Below are 20,954 nucleotides of genomic sequence, written 5' to 3'. Positions count from 1 at the left end.
GGTAGGCGGCCCGGGCCCGCATCAGGCGGGCCGCCTACCGGTGTTGCTCGGTGCCCGACGGACCGGGCAACCCGAGGACCGCTGCGCCCAGACTGGACAATTGGATTCGGACATCCTCCGGTGGCCCGGGCAGTTGCCTGCGCATCCGGTTGATGACGGACTGGGCGGTGCGGGACAGAGCTTCGGCCTCGGGGCCGGTGAGGTCGGGACGGACCCGGGTCAGCAGCGCCACCCATTCACTGGCGTAGTCGTGCTGCAGGCGTCGGATGGGGGCGCGCTCGTCCTCCGGTACGTTGACGACCTCGGTCAGCAACGCGCTGAGCGCGTCACCGTGCTCGACGTTGATGCGGACAAAGGACGCCAGCGCAGAATCGAGCGCGGCGGCGGAGTCGTCCGTGCCCGACAGCGCCCCGGACACATCGAAGTACAGCGCGTCGAGGCAGCGGGTGATCACCGTGACCAGGATCGCGGACTTCCCGGGGAAATGGTGATAGAGAGTCGGCCCGGTAATTCCCGCCGCGGTACCGATATCGTCCATTCCCACGGCCTGATAGCCCCGTTCGGCGAACAGTGTCACCGCGGCCGCGAGGATCGCTTCCCTGCGCGCGGCCGGCATGATGCGACCGCGCGGCTCATCCCGCGCGGACATCGCTCGTTCGACCGCGGGCAGCTCCTCGATCCGGCACACCGTCGCCGCGGCCTCCACCATCAACATGCGTGCTCGTGTGTGGTCGAGTTTGCGCCTGCTGAACATCGGATTGCTGCTCACTACCGCATGCGCGCCACCCGCCAGCATCGCCACCGCCGGCTCCTCGAGATCCGGGCGGGCGGCCGCGATCGCCTCATGCAGCGGACGGAGAGCCCGCTCGTAGCGCTCGCGCAGTGTGTCCCGCCCCGGCGGATCCAGGTAGGCCTGGTTTCGTTCCCACAGCGCGCTTGCACGGCCCTGGCGCAGCGCCGTCGCGACAGCGTCCTCGAGCATCTCCCCGAGTGCGTGGCGCGGTCCCCCGTAGGTCGCCTCGAGCTGCTCGATCTCGAACTCGACCGCAGCGGCGAGCAGATCCTGCTTGCCCCGGAAGTGCCGATACAGTGCCGGGCCGGTGATTCCGACGTCAGCAGCGATGTCCGCGATCGCGGCATCATGGAAACCACGCCGCTCGAACTGTCTCGCCGCAGCGGCAATGATGAGCTGCTTGCGATTGCGCGGGCGGCGCTGCACGACAGTCTCGGTCATGATCCGCTCCTCTCCTTCAGGTCTCCGGGCTCCGCGCTCGACCAATGGGCAACCGGTATCCCATCCATCGGTAACCACTTCCACCGCCGCCGGACACGTCTGCACCCTCCACCAGCATGTTAGCAGCTGTTCGGTTCGGCCCCGCATTACGGACGGGGCCCCCACACCCCGGCATCACGAAACGCAACGATCATCTACCCATGCTTACAACTGGCGGTCGACCAGTTCGGGCAGTCCACCACACTGGCGGACCGAACTACGAAGTTAACGAGAATATAGGGAAACGCGAATCAGCACGCCTGACCCGGCAGCTCGGGAGAGCCGCTGTGAAGGGTATCCGGCCGCCGCCCCCGACCACCACGGACTGCACGAAAAGTCGTGACCGCGCTGCGCGACATCACACCGAAGGGCAAGGACCGGACATGACCGCCGCAACGACCAGCACCCTCGCACGACCCATCACCGACCTGAGGACCAGAGTCCCCGGCATGGCGCGCGCTGCGATCGATCGCTACATCGAGGGAACCGCACGATACGCCGAAACCGGCATACCTGAATATCTGCACCGCGAGAGCGTGCACACCATCCACACGCTGCTGACCGTGTGTCTACGATCGGCACTGGAAGACTCGCTCGATATCCCCGGATCGCTCCGAGAAGTCATCGAGCGCGGCACCGAGCGAGTCGCCGAAGGACTGCCGCTGCGCGAGTACATGCGCTGCTGGCAAATCGGATTCGACGTCCTCGCCGAGGAACTGCACACCACCATCGGTGCCGGCCACCCCGGGTCTCCGCCTTGCCCTTACCCGCATCCGCCACACCTATGACTGCATCCTGCGTGAAGTGATCGCGGCGTACGAACTCCACACGATGGACCTGCTCGCCACACAGGGCAACGACCACGCTCGCATCATCGACGCCCTGCTGCGCGGAGAGCAGCCGCCATTCGACGACCACGGTCAGGTACCCGCGCGTCCGGTCATCGCGCTCCTGCACATCGGCGTGATACCGGGCGAAGATTCACCGGCCCCGCAGATCAGGGGGCAACCCCCCAGCTCGTCCCTCCCGGTTCTACTCCACCGCTGCCGAGCCCTGCAGCACCGTCCAGAATTGATCGACACCCTGCGGGCGTATCTGGCACACAACCTCGATCGGCGAAGCACCGCACACGCGTTGTTCGTGCACCCGAACACCGTCGACAACCGACTCACACGGGTACACGAGCTCACCGGACTCGACGTCCGCGTCACCACCGAGCTGCTCACCATCGCCGTCGCAGCCCACGCCCTGAACATCGCCAGATGCGCCGTGCCGCACGCCGAAAACCGGGCCGGAGCCGACACCGCCGTGGTGGACACGGGTTCCCGGACCCACCGAACTATGACACGGTCACAGCCTTCGGTCGAATTGCTGTGCATTAGAACGATTGCCGCCGACACCCCGTCGACGAACAATGGGACAGACGACCACCACATCGCTGGTCGTCTCGACAACGAGGAGAAGCCTCGTGACCAACATCATCGACTACGCCGACAAGGCGTGGAGCGAAGCCGATACCGCCGCCTACCACCGCGGCGACCTACGCAAGGACGGGCTACATCTCGTCGGTGACGGCGTCTACATGTGGCCCGCATTCGGCAACGTCTACGCCTTTCCCACCAGCGACGGAATCGTCCTCTACGACACCGGAGACCTCAACCGCTACCAGCAGACCCGCGGCTACAACGCGGTGATCAACCAACGCCAGTTCCAAGCTCCCACCCTGCAATGGCCCGCCGAGTACCGACACCCCGACTGCACCTTTCCGACCGCACCACCGTGAACATCGGTGAGCTGCGGATGGAACTGCACCATGCCCGCGGCGAGACCGACGACGCCGCCATCGCATGGATACCGGACCGCGGAATTCTCTGTTGCGGTGACTTCTTCATCTGGGCAAGCCCCAACGCCGGCAACCCGCAGAAAGTCCAACGGTACGCCCACGAGTGGGCGAAGACCCTGCGATGGATGGCCGGACTCGGCGCCGAAATCCTGCTACCCGGACACGGCCTACCGATCATCGGTGTCGACCGCATCCGCACCACGTTGACCGACGCGGCGCAGCTACTGGAATCGCTGCACGGCCCGACCCTCGAGATGATGAACGCCGCGGCCACCTCGACGAGATCATCCACACCGTGTCGGTCCCCGACGAACTGCTCCGCAAGCCCTACCTGCAACCGTCCTACGACGAACCCGAATTCGTCGTACGAAACATCTGGCGCCGGTACGGCGGTTGGTACGACGGCAACCCCGCCAACCTCAAAGCCGCCCGCCGCGACGAACTCACCCGCGAACTCGCCGAACTCTCCGGCGGCGCCGAGCAACTGGCCGAGCGCGCACGCGACCTCCTGGCCCGCGGCGAGCACCGATTGGCCGGACACCTCGCACAAATGGCCACCGACGCCGAACCGAGCAACCCCATCACTCATCAGGTTCGAGTAGAGGTCTTCACCCGACTCGAGGGCGACGCACCCTCCACCATGGCCAAAGGCATCTATGCGTGGGCGGTCGCCGAATCCCGTGCCGCCCTCGACGACACCACTCGCACAACCGAACTCAGATCCATGACCGCCGGACGAACCCAATGGGCATTGTGAACCCAACACGCGCGCACACAGCCCCGGCGCGACACTGAGCGAGGTAGTGTACCCGCAACCACGGTCACCGGATCGATCGACGCTGATCAGCACGGGAATGCAGCAGCGGCCACACGCCAGTGACGGCTCCCCCACCGGGCACACCCCCTCTGCTTGATTCAGCCGGCCCGCTCCGTCGGTCATCACCGCCTCCGCAACCCTCGCCCGAGGCGGATCAGCGCGCCCCCCACCGGCTACCGCGCACGCGATGAGTTTTCGCGGCGGAGGATGCGACCGTCCTGGTCGAGTCGGCGTCGATCCGGGGTGCTTCCGGTCCAGGGAGTGGACCACTGGCCACCGGGCCAATGGTCCACCCGCGATGTCGGTCCATCTCGCAGATCGACCACCGGATCGTCGAATCAGGAACGAAGTCCCGAATCACCGGCGCACGGATCCCCTCTGTTCATCATGATCCGTTTCTCACCGAGTACACCGCCCATACCATTGGATAAATTACTAACCAATAGTATGGTCCGGGTATGACATCGGTTGATGACGGACAGCGGTGGCCGCCCGTCGCCCACGAGGAGCATCCCTGGGTCAGCACCACCGGCAACTACGGATCTCGACGCGAACGTCGCCTCACCTCCGGACCCTACCGCGCGGCGGTACCGCCATTCATCGCGAACCGGACCATCTCACTGAACGGCGAACTGCAGGCACTGACGGAGGAAGCGGCGACCGAACTCACCCGCTTCGACGCCGAGGTCGGCCACATCACCGCCCCGTTCGCATCCATTCTGCTGCGCACCGAGAGTGCATCGAGCTCAGAGATCGAGAACCTCACCAGCGGGGCACGCCAGATCGCGCTGGCGGAACTCGGCGAGTACGCCTCCCGCAACGCCCGCCTGATCGTCGGAAACGTCCGGGCCATGCAGGCCGCATTGGAGTTGTCCGACCGCATCGACGCCGACGCGATCCTGCAGATGCACCGGGCACTGCTCGAACACGGCGACCCGAACATCGCCGGCCGATGGCGGCAACAGCAGGTCTGGATCGGCGGCGGAAGCCTCGGCCCACACACCGCGCAATTCGTCCCCCCACACCACGACCGCGTTCCCGAACTGATCGACGACCTGACCGCCTTCGCCAACCGCGTCGACGTACCCGTGGTCGCCCAGATAGCGGTCGCACACGCACAGTTCGAAACCATTCACCCGTTCCCTGACGGCAACGGGCGCGTCGGTCGCGCCCTGATCCAGGCGATGCTGCGCGGCGGACAGCTCACCCGCAGCGTCGCCGTACCGGTGTCCGCGGGCCTCCTGCACGACACCGCCACCTATTTCCAAGCCCTCGACGACTACCGGTCGGGCAACCTCGAGCCGATCATGCGGTCGATCGCGGAAGCATCATTCGCCGCCATCGCCAACGGCCGCACCCTCGTCCGAGACCTGGAAACGGTTCGAGCCGACTGGCGCACCCGGGTGACGGCGCGACGAGACGCGGCGGTACACCGCCTCGCCGACCTCCTCCTTCGCCAACCGGTCGTCGAGAGCAAACTCGTCACCTCCACGCTGGGGGTCACCGGCGCCAACGCGCAAATCGCGATCGACCGCCTGGTCGACGCCGGAATACTCACCCAAATCACCGACGGACGACGCAACCGGATCTGGCAGGCCAAGGACGTCGTCCGTGTCCTCGACGAATTCGCCGCCCGCGCCAAACGACGCCGAGGATGAATGCTCACTCCCGACAGTGGAATCAGGGCACCGCCCCACTACTACGCCGATCCAATACACGATCCCCTGAGAGTGTGTCATATGTGTAGAGCTTCTTATAGCAGGTGAGTGCGGCGGCGAGTTGAAGAATCCGGCGAAGTGTTCGCCATAGCGCTCGCAGCGGATGGTCATACGTCAGTAGCCGGTGAGCCAGGCAGATAGGTCGGCCGAACCGGACTTGATAGTTTCCCGATCATCCGGCTCTTCGGTAATGGATCCGAAGACCCAGATCAGTAGCGCCCCGATCACGATGAGTGCTGCCACGGCCATGGGTGGACCTTTCTGCTGGGGCCGTGTGGTGGCAGCATCCCCGAAGGTGACCAATGCCCCGGCGGGGTCGATCCCGAGTGCCTAGACTGCTACGGATGGCTCGAATTGTCTCCGAGACTCTCGACAACGGCCTACCCCTGCATCGGATTCGCGTCGATGGCACGCGGGCAACCACCATCCTGATCGCCTTCGACGCGGGCGCACGCGCCGAGCGGCGGGATGAGAATGGAATGGCACATTTCCTCGAGCACGTGGTGTTCAAGGGCGGCGAGAAATACGAAGATCACCGCACCATCAACCGCACCGCGGAGCAGTTGGGCGCTCGGACGAACGCAGCGACTTCCCACGACCTGGTCGCGTTTCACATCACAGTTCGCGCGGAGGCGGCACCGCAGGCCATCGACCTGGTGACCGACTTCGTCGCTCGACCTCGGCTCGACGAAAACCATCTCGACATGGAGCGCGGTGTGGTCGCCCAGGAGATCGCCCGCTACCTCGACCAGCCTGCCTACGTTGCGAGTCGAATGAGCGCTCTCGCAACTTTCGGCGACCACCCGCTCGGCCGTCCCGTCCTCGGCCGAGTAGAACACCTGCCCACCTTCACGCGTGCGGCGCTTCTATCGTTCCGGCAACGCCGCTGGGCTGGGTGTCGCGGCGGCGCATTCATCATTGGCAATATCGACCACGTTTCCGACGATGGCGAAATATCCGACCTGTTCGAGCGGTTCCCCACGCTCGAAGAGCCGGAGCCATACGAATCGGCACCCGACTTTCTGCCGCGAACGCTGGTCGAGCGGCGCGACACCAATCAGTCGCATTTGCGAATGAGTTACCGCCTCGACTACGACGTCACTGATGCCAAGGCACGGGCCGCGGCGAGGATCTGCGCGATCATTCTCGGCGGCTCACCGAGCTCCAGATTCAACGACGAGATCCGCGAACAGCGGGGGCTGTGCTACTCGATTTCTGCGGGCATCCGCGAGTGTGCCGACGTTGGGGTGCTGAACCTCGCCGCCGGCCTCGCGTCCGCGAATTGTGTCGAGGCGTACACGCGAATGCGCGAGATCGTTGCCGAACTGTGTGCCCAGGGACCAACCGATGAGGAAGTCGCACGAGCACGCGCGGTCGCTGCCGGGCGTCGGGTGCTGGCGTTCGAGGACACCTACACAGTGGCGCTGCACACGGCACACCAGGCGATCGTCCATCATGGCGATCTTGATCCGGACGCCCTCATCGCCGAACTGGACGCGGTCACCATCGATGACGTACACGACATCGCGAGTGCCATCGATCCGGACAAGCCGTCGGTTGCCTGCCTCGGTCCGCACGACGCTGAGGAATTCTGAGCTGCGCAGCGGCGTGGAGATCGGGCCGAAACGAGAACCGTGTGGGCCACCACTCCGACCCTGCTCTGCCCAGACCAGAAATAGGAAAAACACCTTTCTGCCGAAGTAACGTCCGTCCTTGCTCAGCCACACCGCCCACTGGGCGAGGTCGATCTCGGTGCGGGCGGCGGTGATTCCGCTGCCGTCGGCGGCGACCAGGTCGGCGAGCAGGACATCTGTTCCGGATCAGGGTTCTTCCGCGAGGATCGTGTATCCCTTGTCGAGGTAGGGCTGGGCGGCGCGTTCGGCCTTCTCCGCGTGGTCGTCGAGCAGTCGTTGTGCGATGTAGCGGAACTGGTGCCGGCCAGCCGTCATCAACTTTTCGACGGCTTCGGTGTCGCCCTCCACCTCGATTATGTGGACACCTCTCCGAAGTCCACCATCACGCTGCTTTCGCGGGAGTGATGTGAAACGAATCCGACGTCGAGTGAGCTTCAAGTTTCTGTGATGTCGGCTTCCCATTACCGCTGCTCGTCCAGGTTTTGGAACACTTTCACCGGTCGTGCGGCAGAATTTGCGGACGGGGTCGGTCCTGGTGGATGGCGGAAGTTTCGTCAGGTCGGCCTCCACATCCGCACTCGACTGCTGGCGGCGGATCTCGGCAACCTTGGCCGCCGCTGCGAAGAAGGAACTCCGCGGGCGTAGCCGCGACAAACGTCGCCACGGCGAGACAGACCGCGCCGACGGTGGCACCACGACCTGCGGCAGCCCCGAGGTCCGCAACACGGTCGCAGTCATCGCGGCAGCGATCGCACCACACCGCCGAGGTACAGCACGGCTGCGCGAGCGTTGTCCACGCGCTTCTCGGATATGGAGTTGGGATAACGTCCGGTGTCGACGAGCAAGCAGGACCTTGCCCCGGCCAGATCGACGCGTTCACCCGGGCAGGATCCGGCGATCTTCACGAGGACGCGCAGGTGCGGCGGGCGTCGCACCAGGCGATTGTCCGCCTAGTCGAACCGACCGAACGACCGATGCGGACCCAGAACTTACCGAGGGGCTTACGTGACGGAGTTACCCGGCGCCGGGTGGACGGGGTCGATCCAGGGCACATGCTCGGGGTCGGGCACGCCCTCGATGTTCAGGTTTACCACCACCGGTTCCTGGCCGCTGCGCGCCACCACACACTCCAACGGCTCATCGTCGAGGGCGTTGATCTCCTGGTGCGGCACGTAGGGCGGCACGAAGATGAACCCGCCGGGCCCGACCTCCGCGGTGTACTCCAAGCGCTCGCCCCACCGCATTGCGGCCCGACCGCGGACGACGTAGATCACGCTCTCCAGCTCACCGTGGTGGTGGGCGCCGGTGCGGGCGCCGGGACGGATCGTGACCGTGCCCGCCCAGATCTTGTCGGCGCCGGCTCGGTCGTGGGTGATGGCAGCGGCCCGGTGCATGCCCGGAGTCTGTGGTGTGTTGGGGTCGAGCGAATCGGGCGGGATAACTCGTACCCCGTTGCTGCGCCAGTCGGGGGTCTCGCTGTTCATGGCTTTCGGTCCTCCCTTCCGATCCTGCCGCGCCCCCGGCCCTGAAACAAGCCTTCACCCATTCGACGGGCGGGTTGGGGTGAGCCCGTTGAGGACTATCCTCGGCGATGGCGTGCCCATCGCCCGCGCCGCGTTCGATGACAACGATCTGATCACCGCGATGCGCGAACAGCTCTATCCCAAGTTCCTCGCCTCCGCAATCGGATCAGAAGTCGTCGCCGACCGGGTGGTCACCGGAATCGAGGACCGATTGGCGCGCATCATGGTTCCTCGGCGGTGGCAGCCGATCTCGGCGCTTCGGGGCATCGTCAACCCACTCATCGACCGATCACTCGAACGCAACCCGCACATCGTCGACGCCGTCCTCACGGTCGCAGACCCGGACGAACAAGACGTGGGCACCGACGATCACGACCGACCGTGATCTATCGACCGACAGCAACCCGGTGACAACTCAGCGTCACCACCGCTCAGCCGGTACGGATTGCGGACATCTCTCGTCGCGGACGTCCTGAAATCCGGATAGCTACTTCCTCCCCGAGACTCCTCTACCCCTGCCCACCCGGCAGCGGAGAACCCACCGTGAACTTCGCCCCGAACGGATCGGTGACATCCGCGGTCCGCCCGTACACCATGTCCGTCGGGTCGTCCGCGGCACCCCCGTGGGCCCGGGCCGCGGCGACGGCCGCGTCGGTATCGGCCACCTGGAAGAGCGTGCCCCAGGAAGACTCCGAGGCGGCCGCATCGCCCACGATGCCGCCGATCTCGTGCCCGTCCGGCCTACGCAGAAAGGTGAAGTCCATGCCGGGCAGGTCGGCGTTCCCGTCCAGCGTGAAGTCGAACACCGCCGCGTAGAACTCCCGCGCCGGACCCGGATTTGGTGTCACCAAGTCGTTGCGCAACAACGTGTTCGGCTCGTTCACGAGCTCGCAGCCGACGTGCGCCCGCCCCTGCCACAGGCCGAACTGCGCACCGGCCGGATCCCGCACCATCGCCATCCGACCCTGGTCGGCGATGTCCATCGGCTCCATCAGTAACGTGCCACCCGCGGCTGCGGACCGAGCAACCGTCGCATCGAGATCGTCCGTCGCCAGGTAGACGTTCCACCAGAACTCGGTGGCGTTCTCGTCGGGATTCGGCATCAGCGCGGCGACCTTCTTGCCGCCGAGCAGACACATCGTGTACCGCCCGTACTCTTCGGGACCGACGTCGAACTCCCAGCCGAAGACCGACCCGTAGAAGGCCATCGCCCGGTCGAGATCCGGGATGCCCAGGTCGATCCACGTCGGGGTACCGAGTGGTTGATTCGTCGTGACCGCGCTCATCGCTGCTCCTCAGCTGTCGGATACCCACTCGACGCTAGCCTGCGGCACCGACATTCGACGGCAGAGCCATCGGAGGAGTCGCCGCCCTGCCCGGCATAAGGCCGCTGTGACGGTCCTACATCGTGCCGTCGCACCAGGAGGCATCCGCTGACTTCGAGTTCGAGCTCGGACCCGAAGCCTGTCGCCTCGAGGGGGCACACCAAACGCAATCAGACGTTCCTCTGCAGCGCCATGTCGACCAACCTACGGACGACGCGTGGGGTTGCGGTCATCTCGTCGAGCGCAACGTAGCCCTCAACATTGATGGCAAGGTGTACGACCCGACCGACCCGATGGGCACGATGTTCATCGGGTTTCTGGCGGGCGCGGACCACGCGGGTTGCCGTTGGTTCCCGCGGGCCTCCTTGCCCTAGCAGGTAGCGGCGACGGTCAGGTACGCGAAGAAGCAGTGACGTGTGGTCGCCGCGAAGCCGGACGACAGATACACACCGATTCACGTCGGCGGCTCACACGGCACCTTCCCCCGCTTCACCGCATCGACCAAAGTGGCGTGGTCGCGTTCAGTTTGATCCGCGTAGGCGTGCGCGAACCGGCTCAGTGCGACGTCGAGCGTGTCCGACTTTCCGACGTAACCGCCGATCATCGACGCACCACTGGTCCGCGCGTGGCCCTTCGCGAGCAGGCGCCCGCAGATGCCGGCGTAGTCGGTCAGCGCTGCCGCGCTGAGGTTGTCGATCGGGACCGCGCCCTTCATGTTCCGGAACTGCCGCACGTAGTACTGCCGGCCCTCCACCGTGGTCCAGCCAAGCAACGGATCGCTGACGGTCTGCAGGGCCTGCTGATACTCGACCACGCGCCGACCCTGGTGGTCATGCCAGGCAGACTCGCCGTGTACGAAGCGCGCCACAACGGATCGACGCGCCTGCTTGAGCTGCAGGAACAGCACGTCGTCGGCACTGCTCCCTTCGCACAGCACGACGTAGGCACGCAGTCCGACGCTGCCCACGCCGACCACTTTGTGCGCGACGTCGACGACGGTGTAGCCACTGAGCAGTCGTGCCCAATGGCTGGGCAGCGTGGTGAGGTATTCGTCGAGCCCGGCGGCGAGATGCTCGGCCTCCGCCTCCGACACCCGGGTGATCAGCGGCGGCTCCTCCACGATGCGCCGGCCGGTTTCGTCCTGCTCGGTGAATCGGGGCAGCGCCCGGTCGCTGACACGGCGCCGAGCCCGCTCCGCGGCGCGGGTGATCTCGTGGCGCAGAGACTCGTCCGACGCCGTCGCGTGCAGCCGGTCGAGGTCGAGTCGCTCGAACGAGCGCGCCAGCAATGGTTGTTCCGCGAGCCAGCGCACATGCTCGCGATAGGTGGCGACGCAGGACTGCACTGCACTCTCGCACTGCCCCTCGGTCGCCGAGTTCTGCCGGCCCGCCACCCAGATGCTCGCAGTCAATCGGCGCAGGTCCCATTCCCAGCCGCCGGGATGCGCCTCGTCGAAGTCGTTCAGATCCAGCACCAGGTCGCGCTCCGGTGATGCGTAGAACCCGAAGTTGCCCAGATGCGCGTCCCCGCAGATCACCGGCCGGATTCCGGTCGCCGGCAGCCCGGCGAGGTCCTGGGCCATCACGATCGCGGTGCCGCGCAGAAAACCATACGGCGAAGCCGCCATCCGCCCCACCCTGACCGGTATGAGCGATTCCACCCGACCCCGGTGCGACACCCCGATCTGATCCACCACATCGGGGCGATCGTCCGGTGCGCGCCACTCGCCGAGCGCCGACCGCGGTGCCTGCTTGCGCAGGCGTTTGCCGAGCGCGTACCGCTCCGCCCGCGGCGTGGCCCGGCGGCGCAACGACGCGAACGACTGCCCGTCGATGGTGGGCACCACGATGTGCGCGTCCACGGTTACTGCGCGCCGACGTCGAGGATGGGCCGACCACCACGGCGTGCAGCTTGTCCGGGTTGGTCGCGTTGCGCATCAGACAACTCGGTCACCGTCTCTTCGCTATGAGGAGTAAGGATGCATGCAGCATATCGACGGGTACCTGACACTCGCAGCGAACGGTCGCTAGCCGTCCACCGGTTGCCGGGGCATTGCATCACGTGACGGCCGGGTGCGGTCGGAGCGGGCGTTCGCGTCGCTCGCGGCGACGCCCTGGGAGGTAAGCGCGTCAGGGTGTTCGAGAGATTCTCCGATCAAGCCCGTCGCGTGGTCACCCCTCGCCGCCGGCACCCACCACCAGAACTGACGTCGGCACCGAACACCTGCCCGCCCCAGATCCTCGACGCCAACCGCCCTGGAGCGGAAGCGCTGCCCTCATCGGGTGCCACCGCCCCTGCACCGACAGCAACCTCGAGGGCCTCAGCGCACCGACGGGCCCCGCCCCGGCCGCCGGGCACATCCCATTCACCGACAACAACGCAGGTCCTCGAGGGCAGCCTGCGCGAAACCGCCTGCTCGGGCACGAAGAAGATCGGCACCGACCACCTTCCTCCTGGACCCTGCTCGACGACCCGCCTGCGCCCGGCGCTCAGATCCTCACCAACCTCGCATCCCTACGCATCAGCCAGATGGGCGAGCAAGGGTTCGCCGGGCTGCAGGACTCGACGATCTGCCGGTTCACCGTCGACGAGCGACGGTGAACCGATCCGCCTCGCCGAGCCGCTCGACCGCCGAGCCGCCGTTCACGGCCACCGCCACGTGATCCGCCGAGTCGATCACCACGAGCAACTCACCCGACCGCACGTCGGCGAACGTGTGGGCGACGGTGGCGGGCACCATGGCCCCCTCGGCCCGGATCGTCACGTGATCACCGCGCCGTAGGCCCGCGGCAGCCAGATCCTTTGCCGTCGCTGCGAGCTGGATGTTGCCGAATCGGTCGACGGTCAGCACCTCGCTGCTGAGTTCGCCGGGTACGGCGTCAATTTCGGGTGCCCTCAGGCGCGCGAGCGAGTCCGGGTCGATCGGGGGCCCGAACCGCTCCGGCGCCACACCGACGGCCAGGTGGGCGGCGGCCGGCGCGAAGATGTCTCGACCGTGGAACGTCGCGGACACCGCGCTCAACCGATAGTCAGGTGCGGCAAGCAGGTACGCGGAGCGGACCCCGCCCAGCGCCTCGGCCGCCGGTTGCAGCAATCCGTTGTCCGGGCCCACCAACACCCCGGCGTCGGTGACGACCACGATCGGGCGGCGATCGGTGCCCACGCCCGGATCGACTACCGCCAGATGCACTGAAGGCGGCAGGTACGGCACCGTCTGTGCCAGCACCGCCGCACCCCACCGGAGGCGCTGCGGCGGCACCGCATGTGTCACATCGATCATGCGCACACCCGGCGCGAAGCGGGCGATGACGCCGTGGCACGCCGCGACGAACCCGTCGGAGAGCCCGTAATCGGTGGTGAACGAGATCCAGTCGTAGCCCACGTCGTCATCCCGTCCGTTGTTCTCGGTCCGCGGTGCCCTCGCCGGCCTGCGCCACATGGGCCGCCGAAGGGGGCCAGCCGCAAGGCGAACCGATCGCCGATCGCGGCGGTGATCGGTTCGGGCGCGTTTCCTGAATGCAGTGATCGGCCCCGGCCACTCGACAACCACGTGATCGGGAAGGATCGCCCGCGTCCAGGGAAGCAGGCGTGCGTTCGGGTCCGAACGCGAAGTCCATCATGCCCCACACGAACGGGGAAGGCGTGGGCCCGAGCGTGGCCGGGACCTCTCGCGCGAGGCGCTCGAGCATCGGGCGACGCGCACGCTTGCTGCTCGACGCGTGCACCGAGTGCATTCGAGCACGCCGGTTCACGGTTCCCTGGCTCGGCCGACACTCAACCGAGGCGCCCATTGCTCTCTGCCGTGCCGTGGTGCGCAGTCCCCCTGGATAGATTGCGCGAAGGCCCGGGTCGGAACCGCAATAGACGGCGGTTGACGTGCACCACCGGATGCCGTCGTCGGATCGACCGAATTCGGAACACCCGCACCGTGAAGTTCAGAGACCCGCCCTTCCTGGCAACGGCTGCGTGGACATTCGAACCGTCGCAGTCGAGGAGGAACTTTCCGTACGCCCGCCGCACCGGCGCGTCCTCGTCGAAGATCACCGGCAGCACCACATCGTCGACCAGGTGGAACGGGAAACGTACGAGCCGATAGGCGGCCCGTACCAGCGCTCGCACGCCGGCGCTCGGCCCCATGCTTCGTAACGCCGCCCTGGGCCGCGGTGACGCCGTCATCGGGCCGAATCCCCACGGGCGGCCTCACCGCAGTGGGAATGGTGCCGAGGACCCGCCGCGGCGTCCGGGCGCGCGGTCTCGCCGGCGGCGCAGGCCCTCTTCGGTACCCGCGCCGCCGGCACGGGCTGCGTCGAGGATCCGGTCTCGCATCCAGGCGTCGAGGGGTTGGCCGGCCGCGGCGACGCACAGCGCATGTCCGGTGTCGGTCAGCCTGAGGTTGGTGACGTGTGTCGGCTCCAACCCCAGCTCTGCGGATATCCCTTACTCGTGCCTTCCCGGAGGATGTGCTGACGCAGTTGGTCGAAGTCCACCGGTAGAACCTCGCCGAGCAACCGTGCGCCGGTCGATTCGCGGTCGTCGACGAGCGCGAGGAGGATCTGTTCGGTGCCGATGCGCTCATGGCCGAGTAGAGAAGGCTCGCGCAGGCTCTGTTCGAGGATCCGTCTGGCGTGCCGGTTGAACGGGATGTGCCCGGATCGGTCTGGCTCGCCGTAACCGGTGGTGAGCCGGCTGTCGATGACGGCCTCCGACACGTCGAACGATTCCAGCGCTCGCGCCGCTGCCCCATCATCTTCGCGGATGAGGCCCAGCAGGATGCGCTCGGTTCCGAGATAGTCGTGGTGGTGGGCCCGGGCCGTTTCCGAGGCCAAGACGACGGTGCGCCGCGCTTGGTCGGTGAACCTCTCGAACACCGTTGCTCCCATCGGATGTGGCCGCTGCACGCGGTTACCTCATGTCCCCGTTGTGTACACCAACCGCTGGACCGGGGCGGGGTGTCTCCGTCGCCCACCCGGTGGGCCGCAGCAAGGCACAAGCGGAGGAGTACCTTGACGAGGCTGCGGGGATGCGCACGACACCCGCCTGACCAGGATAAGTAGCGTCATCGGTACTCCCCGACCCGCTACGTGAGCCTGATGATGACCCGGGAGCCGGCGGCCAGCTTCTGGGCATACGTCGTCAACTCGGGATCGGTGATCGCCGCATCCGTCGCGTCCTCCCACGCCTGCGCCACGCGACGTTTCGTCTCCTCGACCGACTTGCCCTTGCATTCGCGCTGTAAACGATCCATCACGCGTTGCAGCGTTTGTTCCACTGTGGCTTTCGCGACCTGCTCGAACTCGCGCTCGTCGAAGTCTGACACGTGTGGTCTCCGTCGTTTGAGCCCTGAGTGCGAACTCCGGCTCGGTACCTCATGGCCATGATCGACGAGACGTCGCGACGGCGACAGAGGAGATCGGCCCTGACCGCTGGTCTGTCGCCCTCGCTGCGGGTATCCGACCTCCTTCGAGGCAGGTCGAGGCAGGGTCATACCCGGCGAACCCTCCTGTCACCGAACGTAACCGGACAGCCGACTCAGCTGCTGCCGAACATGTCGCCGAACGGGTTGGACTCGCCGAGCAGACCACCGAAAGGATTCGATCCGCCGAACATGTCGCCGAACATGTCGCCGAACGGGTTGGACTCGCCCAATAGACCACCGAACGGATTGAGTTCGTTCTCGTCCTGCTGATCGTCCTGGTCATCGTCCCCGCCTCGGGGGTGCTGCCCGTTCCGATCGACCTGCACAACCCCCGACACTGCGGCGGCCGCAGCGGGTGCTGCCACCGCGGCCATCGGAAACGCGGCAAGTACTCCGACGACGACGATCTTCGCCAGCAGACGCGACAGGTCATTCTTCTTCACTTGTTTCAGCACGGTCGTACCTTCCGTCGCGCCGAAGAGATCGTGGTAGCGGTCCATGTCCTCAACCAGGCGGGGCCGTCTTCGAAAAGGGCGAAACCGACCAAGTTGTCGTGCTCGAATCGTGGTCTCTTCAGCGTGGCTGTTGTCGGGTGCGCCGCCGGGACACGGCGCAACTTCCACTACACGCCTCAAACCCTGATCCTTCAACTCCCCATGCGGAACAGCCCAGGTCCAGCTGATCGGGCTCCCTCGCCGCCACCCGATCACCCACGCCAGTGCGTGCGGACGGCAATCGAGCGGATTTGGCGAACGAGCTCGGCTCCATCTGCGTGTCAACAGGTTCCGTTGCCATCGCACAGAGAAACAGTGAGTTTCACCTCCAGGTCGACCGGTAGCGTGCAGTCCACACAGCTACTCCGGAGGCGAACGTCGCACATTCGAGAAGGGCGTATGCCAGATTGTCGGGTCGACGACCGGAAACCGGCGGCCAGTCACCAGTGTGGGAACGAGTCTGACGAACAGGTTCTTCGCCCCCGCCTGCCACGGAAAGAGCGGCAGATCCACCGTGTCCATCAACTCATCGATTTCACGGATCCCCTCGGCACGTCCCTTGATCACCACGCTCCACGCTTCGTGCGCCGGCGCCTCGTAGCCGTCGACTTCCAGCGCAACCGGCGCATCCGACAGCGCAGCGGACACTTTGGTTCCTCTCCCGGACCTGAACACGATGGTTCCACGATCGACCGCATAATTGAGGGGAAAGATATCCGGGTGGTCGTCCACCCACACGGCGAGACGGCCAACACTCTCGGTACGAAGCAGTGCCCAACATTCGTTGACAGCAAGTTCCCTGACACTTGGCTCATCGTTTCCCATTGCCTTCGCCTCCTGTCATGGCATGAGAGGAACGGGGCCGTCGCGTTCCGGCACGGCGATCCGGCTCACCAAGAATCATCGTCGCTGTCTCGGCTCTTCGCGACGTATCCGCCCCTATCTGCTGTCGGACACACAGAGGTGCGGTGCCATACGACCTTCGGCCGGGGGGCCGGGGCGCGGTTCGTGTGCCCGACCTGATTCGACGTCCAACTCGTCCAACTCGGAAGCGCTGCATCAGCGCATCCTCGTAGCCGGACGCCGCAGGTCGGCCGCCTGCCGTGTGGCCGCCGACGCGACGTCAGGCGTTGAGCACAACCTTGAGCGCCTGCGTCTCGGCGGCCCGGCCGAACACGTCGTAGGCCTTCTCGATGTCGCCAAGGTCGAAGGTATGGCTCACGAACAGGGGTATGTTCGGCGACCATCTTCAGCAGCGTCGCGGTGGTGTCGGTGTTCACCAGGCCCATCGCGATGGTGATGTTCGAGATCCACAGCGTGTCGAGCGGCAGCGGCACGCCGGCGCCGTGCACCCCGACGTTGGCGACGTGCCCGGCGGGTCGGACGACGTCCAGACACATCTGGAAGGTCGCCGGAACCCCCACCGCCTCGATGGCGACGTCGACGCCGAGCCCATCAGTCAACGCCATCACCTGGTCCTTCCAGTCGTCGTCGCTGGACAGCACCCCGTGTGTGGCGCCGAATCGCTTCGCCTGTTCCACCCGGTTCGCGTCGAGGTCGACGGCGATCACCTTCGACGGGCCGTACAGACGCGAGGTCATGATCGCGGCCAGCCCCACCGGCCCCGCGCCGACGACCACCACGACGTCGCCGACCTTGACATGCCCGTACTGCACGCCGATCTCGTGACCGGTCGGCAGGATGTCGGACAGCATCGCACCCTCCTGCGGTGTCACCCCGTCGGGCAGCCGATACACCGACGTCTCAGCGAACGGCACTCGGACGTACTCGGCCTGCGTGCCGTTGATCAGGTGCCCGAGGATCCAGCCGATGCCGGACGCACCCTCGTCGGCCAGGCAGTGTGAGAACACCCGCTGCTTGCACATATCGCAGTGCCCGCACGCGGAAATGCAGGAGATGATGACCCGGTCGCCGACCTGTAACGAGGTGACCGCCGAGCCGACCTCGGTGATCGTCCCGACGCCCTCGTGGCCGAGGATGCGCCCGTCCTGCACCGCGGGCACGTCGCCCCCGAGGATGTGCAGGTCGGTGCCGCAGATGGTGGTGGTCTCGATCTTGACCACCACGTCCGTTGGCTTCTCAATGGTGGCGTCGGGGACGTCCTCCCACGCCTTCCGGCCGGGACCGTGGTAGATCATTGCCTTCATCGGTGGGCCTTTCGACTGTGGCCTTCTGCGGCGGGCCCTCGACGGTGACCGCCTAGGGCCGCCTCCCGTCAGCGAGCGAGACGGGGTCTCGGACGGATCGCCGGAACTGCCCACTCGCGCTCGCCGCTGCGGGAAGTGACGCGACGGCACCGAAATCACCCCGCTTGCGATCACCCAGCTTGCGGATCAATCCTATTCCGACGTACGCGCGCCGCACACCGGATCCAACGTGAACGGAATTCGCGGTTCGCTGTTCTTCTCCACAGGGATCTCCCGGCTGCAGGCCCCCGCCACGCCACCGTCCGTCGGAGGCGCCCGGCGATGCACTCGCACCGGCGCCTCGACTGCAGGTCCGCCCCCGCCGAGGAGAAGCGGCGAACCCCGTCCGGAGGCTGTCGGCGCGAGATATCGTGTGAGCCCGACACCAGGACCGCCTGTGCGGTGGTTGGCCCGGGTGCCGATCAGCGCCATGCGGGAGGTGTGGTCATGGCCGAAGATGCGACATCGTCACCGCTGGCGCCCCGCGCCCAGGCGCTGACACTGCGCATCCTGGCCCGCGACCGCGTGCGCGTCGACCACAGCGCGTCTGTCGCCGCCCACGCGCTGGCGCTCGCACCCACGGTCCCCGCCGCCGACCGGGACACGCTGGTGGCCGCCGCATGGCTGCACGACATCGGCTACGCCACCGAGCTGGGCGAGACCGGGTTTCACCCGCTCGACGGCGCCCGCTACCTGCAAGCCCAGGGGTGGCCGGCCCGAGTGTGCGACCTGGTCGCTCATCACTCCGGCGCCCGGTTCGTCGCCGCCGTCATCGGCCTGGGCGAGCAACTGAGCCGGTTCGGCTTCGTCGAGGACGCAGTCTCGGACGCGCTGACCGTCGCCGATCAGACGACCGGACCACACGGCGAGGCGGTGAGCCTGGACCAGCGACTGCGCGAGAAGCACGACCGGCACGGCCCCGACTCCGCCGCCGCCCGCGCGCAACCGCAACGCGACCCCTACCTGCGGGCCGCCGCCGACCGAGTCGAGCAACGCCTGCGGCTGCACTGAACCCGCCGCCTGGTAGCGGAGACCGGCACCGGCCCAACCCCGCCCGCCGCCCCCACGGACACGAGCTGCGATCCATGCCTACACCCGCAACTCCTCAGCCTCACCAGTAGCGCTGCCCCGCACCATCTTTTCCCGATCGGCCATCGACGTCCCGTTGCCCTGTCGAGCCCCACACCCGGCAATACGCTACCTCCACCCCCTCTCCGGCGTCGCTCCCGCACACTTCCCTCCGGGCCTGCCCAGAAAGGAGCGAGGTCCGCGCGGTCAAAGATTCGGTGACCCGAACCCACACGCCCAGAAGGCCACCGACCCCATGCCGCCCTATTGCACACCGCAACCACCGACATCCCAAGTATCCGCGGCCTCACCAATTCACACAGGCAGACAATGTCAGAACCTATTAATTTGTGTTAGACATATCGGCAACAGTTGAAAGCCTGCGCAGATGGGCGGCGAACCTCGATTCGATCTCGGGGGTGAGGGCGAGCCCGGTTCCGGGAACCGCGGTGTAATCGGCCAATGCGGTCGGGTCGGGCCATAGGCCCGCGATCCGTCCCGGAAGGGGTGATCGGCTCCTCGTGCCCGACCCGCGCCACAACCTCGAACCCGCCGACGGACTCCACGGTCGCGATGCCGTCGTGACCCACACCCGGACCCGGGGTTATCCGCCGTCTCCGGTACGCCTGACACCACGTCCGGGTCGACTACAGTCCATTTTCGGCGGGCCGAATTTTGGCAGATCGTCCTGTCATGTCACCCATCGACGAAGAGGGCTCGCCGCCCAAGGTGCCGAGGTGACACCTGATGTCCAGCCCCACAGCAGGAGAGCGAAGATGAGTGAGCCCCCAAGCGAGTCCAAGGTCATCGACAACGTAACGAGGCCCCTGTACGCCACGGTCGGTGCCGGCGATGCGGCCGTCCAGGCCGTTGCCGATGCCGTCGCCGAGGTGCGCCAGCGCGCCGAGCACACCGGCACCGAGGTATCCGGGTGGTTCGAAGACGCCCGGGAGCGTGTCGGGTCACTGCCCACCGATGTGCAGGAGCGGATCGAGGCCTTCCGGCAGCGCCTCGCCGGTTTGCCCTCGGAACTGCCCGGATGGGCGCAGGTGCGGGAGGCGTTCACCGTCGAGGAGCTGCGCAAGAATTACGACGAGTACCGCAAGGGTGCCGTCGACCTGTACGCCGACCTCGCCGAGCGGGGCGCGGGGACCGTCCAACGGCTGCGCACCCGCCCGGGCGTTGACGAGCGCACCGAACCGGCCGACGACGCCGCCGACCAGATCGACGAGGCCAACGCTGCCCCCGCCGAGAAGGAGACGCCCCGCTGAGACACCCCGACCCCGACCCCGATCCCGGGACCATAAGGTCGGTGGTACCGAGCCGCCCTCGCGCCGCACCTGCGCGAGGGTGGCTCCCGCACTATGGCCGCCCGCAGTGGGCCCACTCGACGTGGGCACAGGCCCGGGCAATCCACGAACGCATCGCCGGCGATCTCGACGGGCCGACCCGCGACGGACTGCTGAACCGGTCGGCCCGGCTCCCCCGGTTCGGTCTCCGCCCGGCTGGGGATGTGCAGGGATTCGGTCGAGGACGCGGCCTGTGGCCTACCCGCCTCTCGTGATCGGCCGTCCCGTCAGAGTGGTGCATGGATTCGATTGGGGTGGCAGGTTCCCCGAATAATGAACACCGAGTG

At 66.6% G+C, this 20,954-nt stretch carries 21 protein-coding genes and 1 pseudogene; 9 read left to right on the top strand and 13 right to left on the bottom strand.

What is annotated here, in order from left to right; translation table 11 throughout:
- Positions 1-34: 34 nt before the first annotated feature.
- Positions 35-1,234, bottom strand: coding sequence for a TetR/AcrR family transcriptional regulator (locus tag BLV94_RS44610; RefSeq protein WP_072943211.1), 1,200 nt, complete (start codon positions 1,232-1,234; stop codon positions 35-37).
- Positions 1,235-1,656: 422 nt separating this feature from the next.
- Here BLV94_RS44610 and BLV94_RS51260 point away from each other — a divergent pair, with 422 nt between their 5' ends.
- The 5 genes from BLV94_RS51260 (at position 1,657) to BLV94_RS44590 (ending at position 5,591) form a co-directional block, all read left to right on the top strand.
- On the top strand, positions 1,657-2,061 hold the full coding sequence (locus BLV94_RS51260; protein WP_072943209.1) for a hypothetical protein: 405 nt from the start codon (positions 1,657-1,659) through the stop codon (positions 2,059-2,061).
- Positions 2,062-2,104: 43 nt separating this feature from the next.
- On the top strand, positions 2,105-2,845 hold the full coding sequence (locus BLV94_RS51255; RefSeq protein ID WP_244163873.1) for a PucR family transcriptional regulator: 741 nt from the start codon (positions 2,105-2,107) through the stop codon (positions 2,843-2,845).
- A complete protein-coding gene (locus BLV94_RS51250) occupies positions 2,742-3,056 on the top strand; it encodes a hypothetical protein (protein WP_241031240.1) in 315 nt (104 codons plus the stop codon). The genes BLV94_RS51255 and BLV94_RS51250 overlap by 104 nt, the downstream gene beginning before the upstream one ends.
- A 355-nt stretch (positions 3,057-3,411) precedes the next feature.
- Positions 3,412-3,873 carry an alkyl sulfatase dimerization domain-containing protein gene (locus BLV94_RS51245; RefSeq protein WP_244163800.1) on the top strand — a complete coding sequence of 154 codons (462 nt, stop codon included), beginning with the start codon at positions 3,412-3,414 and terminating at the stop codon, positions 3,871-3,873.
- A 518-nt stretch (positions 3,874-4,391) separates the two neighbouring features.
- Positions 4,392-5,591, top strand: a complete 1,200-nt coding sequence (locus tag BLV94_RS44590; RefSeq protein ID WP_072943206.1) for a Fic family protein — start codon at positions 4,392-4,394, stop codon at positions 5,589-5,591.
- Between the two features lie 174 nt (positions 5,592-5,765).
- Here BLV94_RS44590 and BLV94_RS51655 read toward each other — a convergent pair whose 3' ends face one another.
- Positions 5,766-5,900 carry a hypothetical protein gene (locus BLV94_RS51655; protein WP_255314978.1) on the bottom strand — a complete coding sequence of 45 codons (135 nt, stop codon included), beginning with the start codon at positions 5,898-5,900 and terminating at the stop codon, positions 5,766-5,768.
- A 95-nt stretch (positions 5,901-5,995) separates the two neighbouring features.
- On the opposite strand from BLV94_RS51655, the gene BLV94_RS44585 reads away from it, so the two are divergent.
- Positions 5,996-7,246, top strand: a complete 1,251-nt coding sequence (locus BLV94_RS44585) for a M16 family metallopeptidase (protein WP_072943204.1) — start codon at positions 5,996-5,998, stop codon at positions 7,244-7,246.
- Between the two features lie 225 nt (positions 7,247-7,471).
- Here BLV94_RS44585 and BLV94_RS49780 read toward each other — a convergent pair whose 3' ends face one another.
- The 3 genes from BLV94_RS49780 to BLV94_RS44575 all read right to left on the bottom strand — a co-directional run bounded on the left by BLV94_RS49780 (position 7,472) and on the right by BLV94_RS44575 (position 8,769).
- Positions 7,472-7,633 (bottom strand): hypothetical protein, encoded by a 162-nt coding sequence (locus tag BLV94_RS49780; protein WP_167372226.1) that lies wholly within the window; start codon positions 7,631-7,633, stop codon positions 7,472-7,474.
- A 386-nt stretch (positions 7,634-8,019) separates the two neighbouring features.
- Positions 8,020-8,220, bottom strand: coding sequence for a hypothetical protein (locus BLV94_RS44580; RefSeq protein WP_072943202.1), 201 nt, complete (start codon positions 8,218-8,220; stop codon positions 8,020-8,022).
- 66 nt (positions 8,221-8,286) lie between these two features.
- Complete coding sequence (locus tag BLV94_RS44575; protein ID WP_072943200.1) at positions 8,287-8,769, bottom strand: cupin domain-containing protein; 483 nt, start codon at positions 8,767-8,769, stop codon at positions 8,287-8,289.
- Positions 8,770-8,881: 112 nt separating this feature from the next.
- On the opposite strand from BLV94_RS44575, the gene BLV94_RS51240 reads away from it, so the two are divergent.
- Positions 8,882-9,193 carry an SDR family oxidoreductase gene (locus BLV94_RS51240; protein ID WP_072943199.1) on the top strand — a complete coding sequence of 104 codons (312 nt, stop codon included), beginning with the start codon at positions 8,882-8,884 and terminating at the stop codon, positions 9,191-9,193.
- A 124-nt stretch (positions 9,194-9,317) separates the two neighbouring features.
- On the opposite strand, the gene BLV94_RS44565 is transcribed toward BLV94_RS51240, so the two are convergent.
- The 8 genes and pseudogenes from BLV94_RS44565 to BLV94_RS44520 all read right to left on the bottom strand — a co-directional run bounded on the left by BLV94_RS44565 (position 9,318) and on the right by BLV94_RS44520 (position 18,211).
- Positions 9,318-10,094 (bottom strand): VOC family protein, encoded by a 777-nt coding sequence (locus tag BLV94_RS44565; RefSeq protein ID WP_072943197.1) that lies wholly within the window; start codon positions 10,092-10,094, stop codon positions 9,318-9,320.
- Between the two features lie 493 nt (positions 10,095-10,587).
- On the bottom strand, positions 10,588-11,994 hold the full coding sequence (locus BLV94_RS44555; protein WP_072943193.1) for a DUF2252 domain-containing protein: 1,407 nt from the start codon (positions 11,992-11,994) through the stop codon (positions 10,588-10,590).
- Positions 11,995-12,711: 717 nt separating this feature from the next.
- Positions 12,712-13,515, bottom strand: coding sequence for an SAM hydrolase/SAM-dependent halogenase family protein (locus BLV94_RS44550; protein WP_072943192.1), 804 nt, complete (start codon positions 13,513-13,515; stop codon positions 12,712-12,714).
- A 1,000-nt stretch (positions 13,516-14,515) separates the two neighbouring features.
- Positions 14,516-15,031 (bottom strand): Clp protease N-terminal domain-containing protein, encoded by a 516-nt coding sequence (locus BLV94_RS44540; RefSeq protein ID WP_244163799.1) that lies wholly within the window; start codon positions 15,029-15,031, stop codon positions 14,516-14,518.
- Between the two features lie 179 nt (positions 15,032-15,210).
- Entirely contained in the window at positions 15,211-15,450 is a 240-nt protein-coding gene (locus BLV94_RS44535) for a hypothetical protein (protein ID WP_072943188.1), read from the bottom strand.
- 212 nt (positions 15,451-15,662) lie between these two features.
- A complete protein-coding gene (locus BLV94_RS44530) occupies positions 15,663-16,172 on the bottom strand; it encodes a hypothetical protein (protein ID WP_143051472.1) in 510 nt (169 codons plus the stop codon).
- Between the two features lie 231 nt (positions 16,173-16,403).
- Positions 16,404-16,868 (bottom strand): pyridoxamine 5'-phosphate oxidase family protein, encoded by a 465-nt coding sequence (locus BLV94_RS44525; protein ID WP_072943184.1) that lies wholly within the window; start codon positions 16,866-16,868, stop codon positions 16,404-16,406.
- Positions 16,869-17,166: 298 nt separating this feature from the next.
- Positions 17,167-18,211: pseudogene (locus tag BLV94_RS44520) on the bottom strand (zinc-binding dehydrogenase).
- A 486-nt stretch (positions 18,212-18,697) separates the two neighbouring features.
- Between BLV94_RS44520 and BLV94_RS44510 the strand changes: the two are divergent.
- Together BLV94_RS44510 and BLV94_RS44505 are read left to right on the top strand one after the other, a co-directional pair.
- A complete protein-coding gene (locus BLV94_RS44510) occupies positions 18,698-19,261 on the top strand; it encodes an HD domain-containing protein (protein ID WP_072943180.1) in 564 nt (187 codons plus the stop codon).
- An 833-nt stretch (positions 19,262-20,094) separates the two neighbouring features.
- A complete protein-coding gene (locus BLV94_RS44505; RefSeq protein ID WP_072943178.1) occupies positions 20,095-20,589 on the top strand; it encodes a hypothetical protein in 495 nt (164 codons plus the stop codon).
- Positions 20,590-20,954 lie beyond the last annotated feature (365 nt).

The sequence above is a fragment of the Rhodococcus koreensis genome, assembly GCF_900105905.1.
In the GTDB taxonomy this organism is placed as follows: Bacteria; Actinomycetota; Actinomycetes; order Mycobacteriales; family Mycobacteriaceae; genus Rhodococcus_F; species Rhodococcus_F koreensis.
The sequence above is the reverse complement of the archived record's forward strand: the minus strand, read 5'-3'. Positions and strand labels throughout refer to the sequence as shown.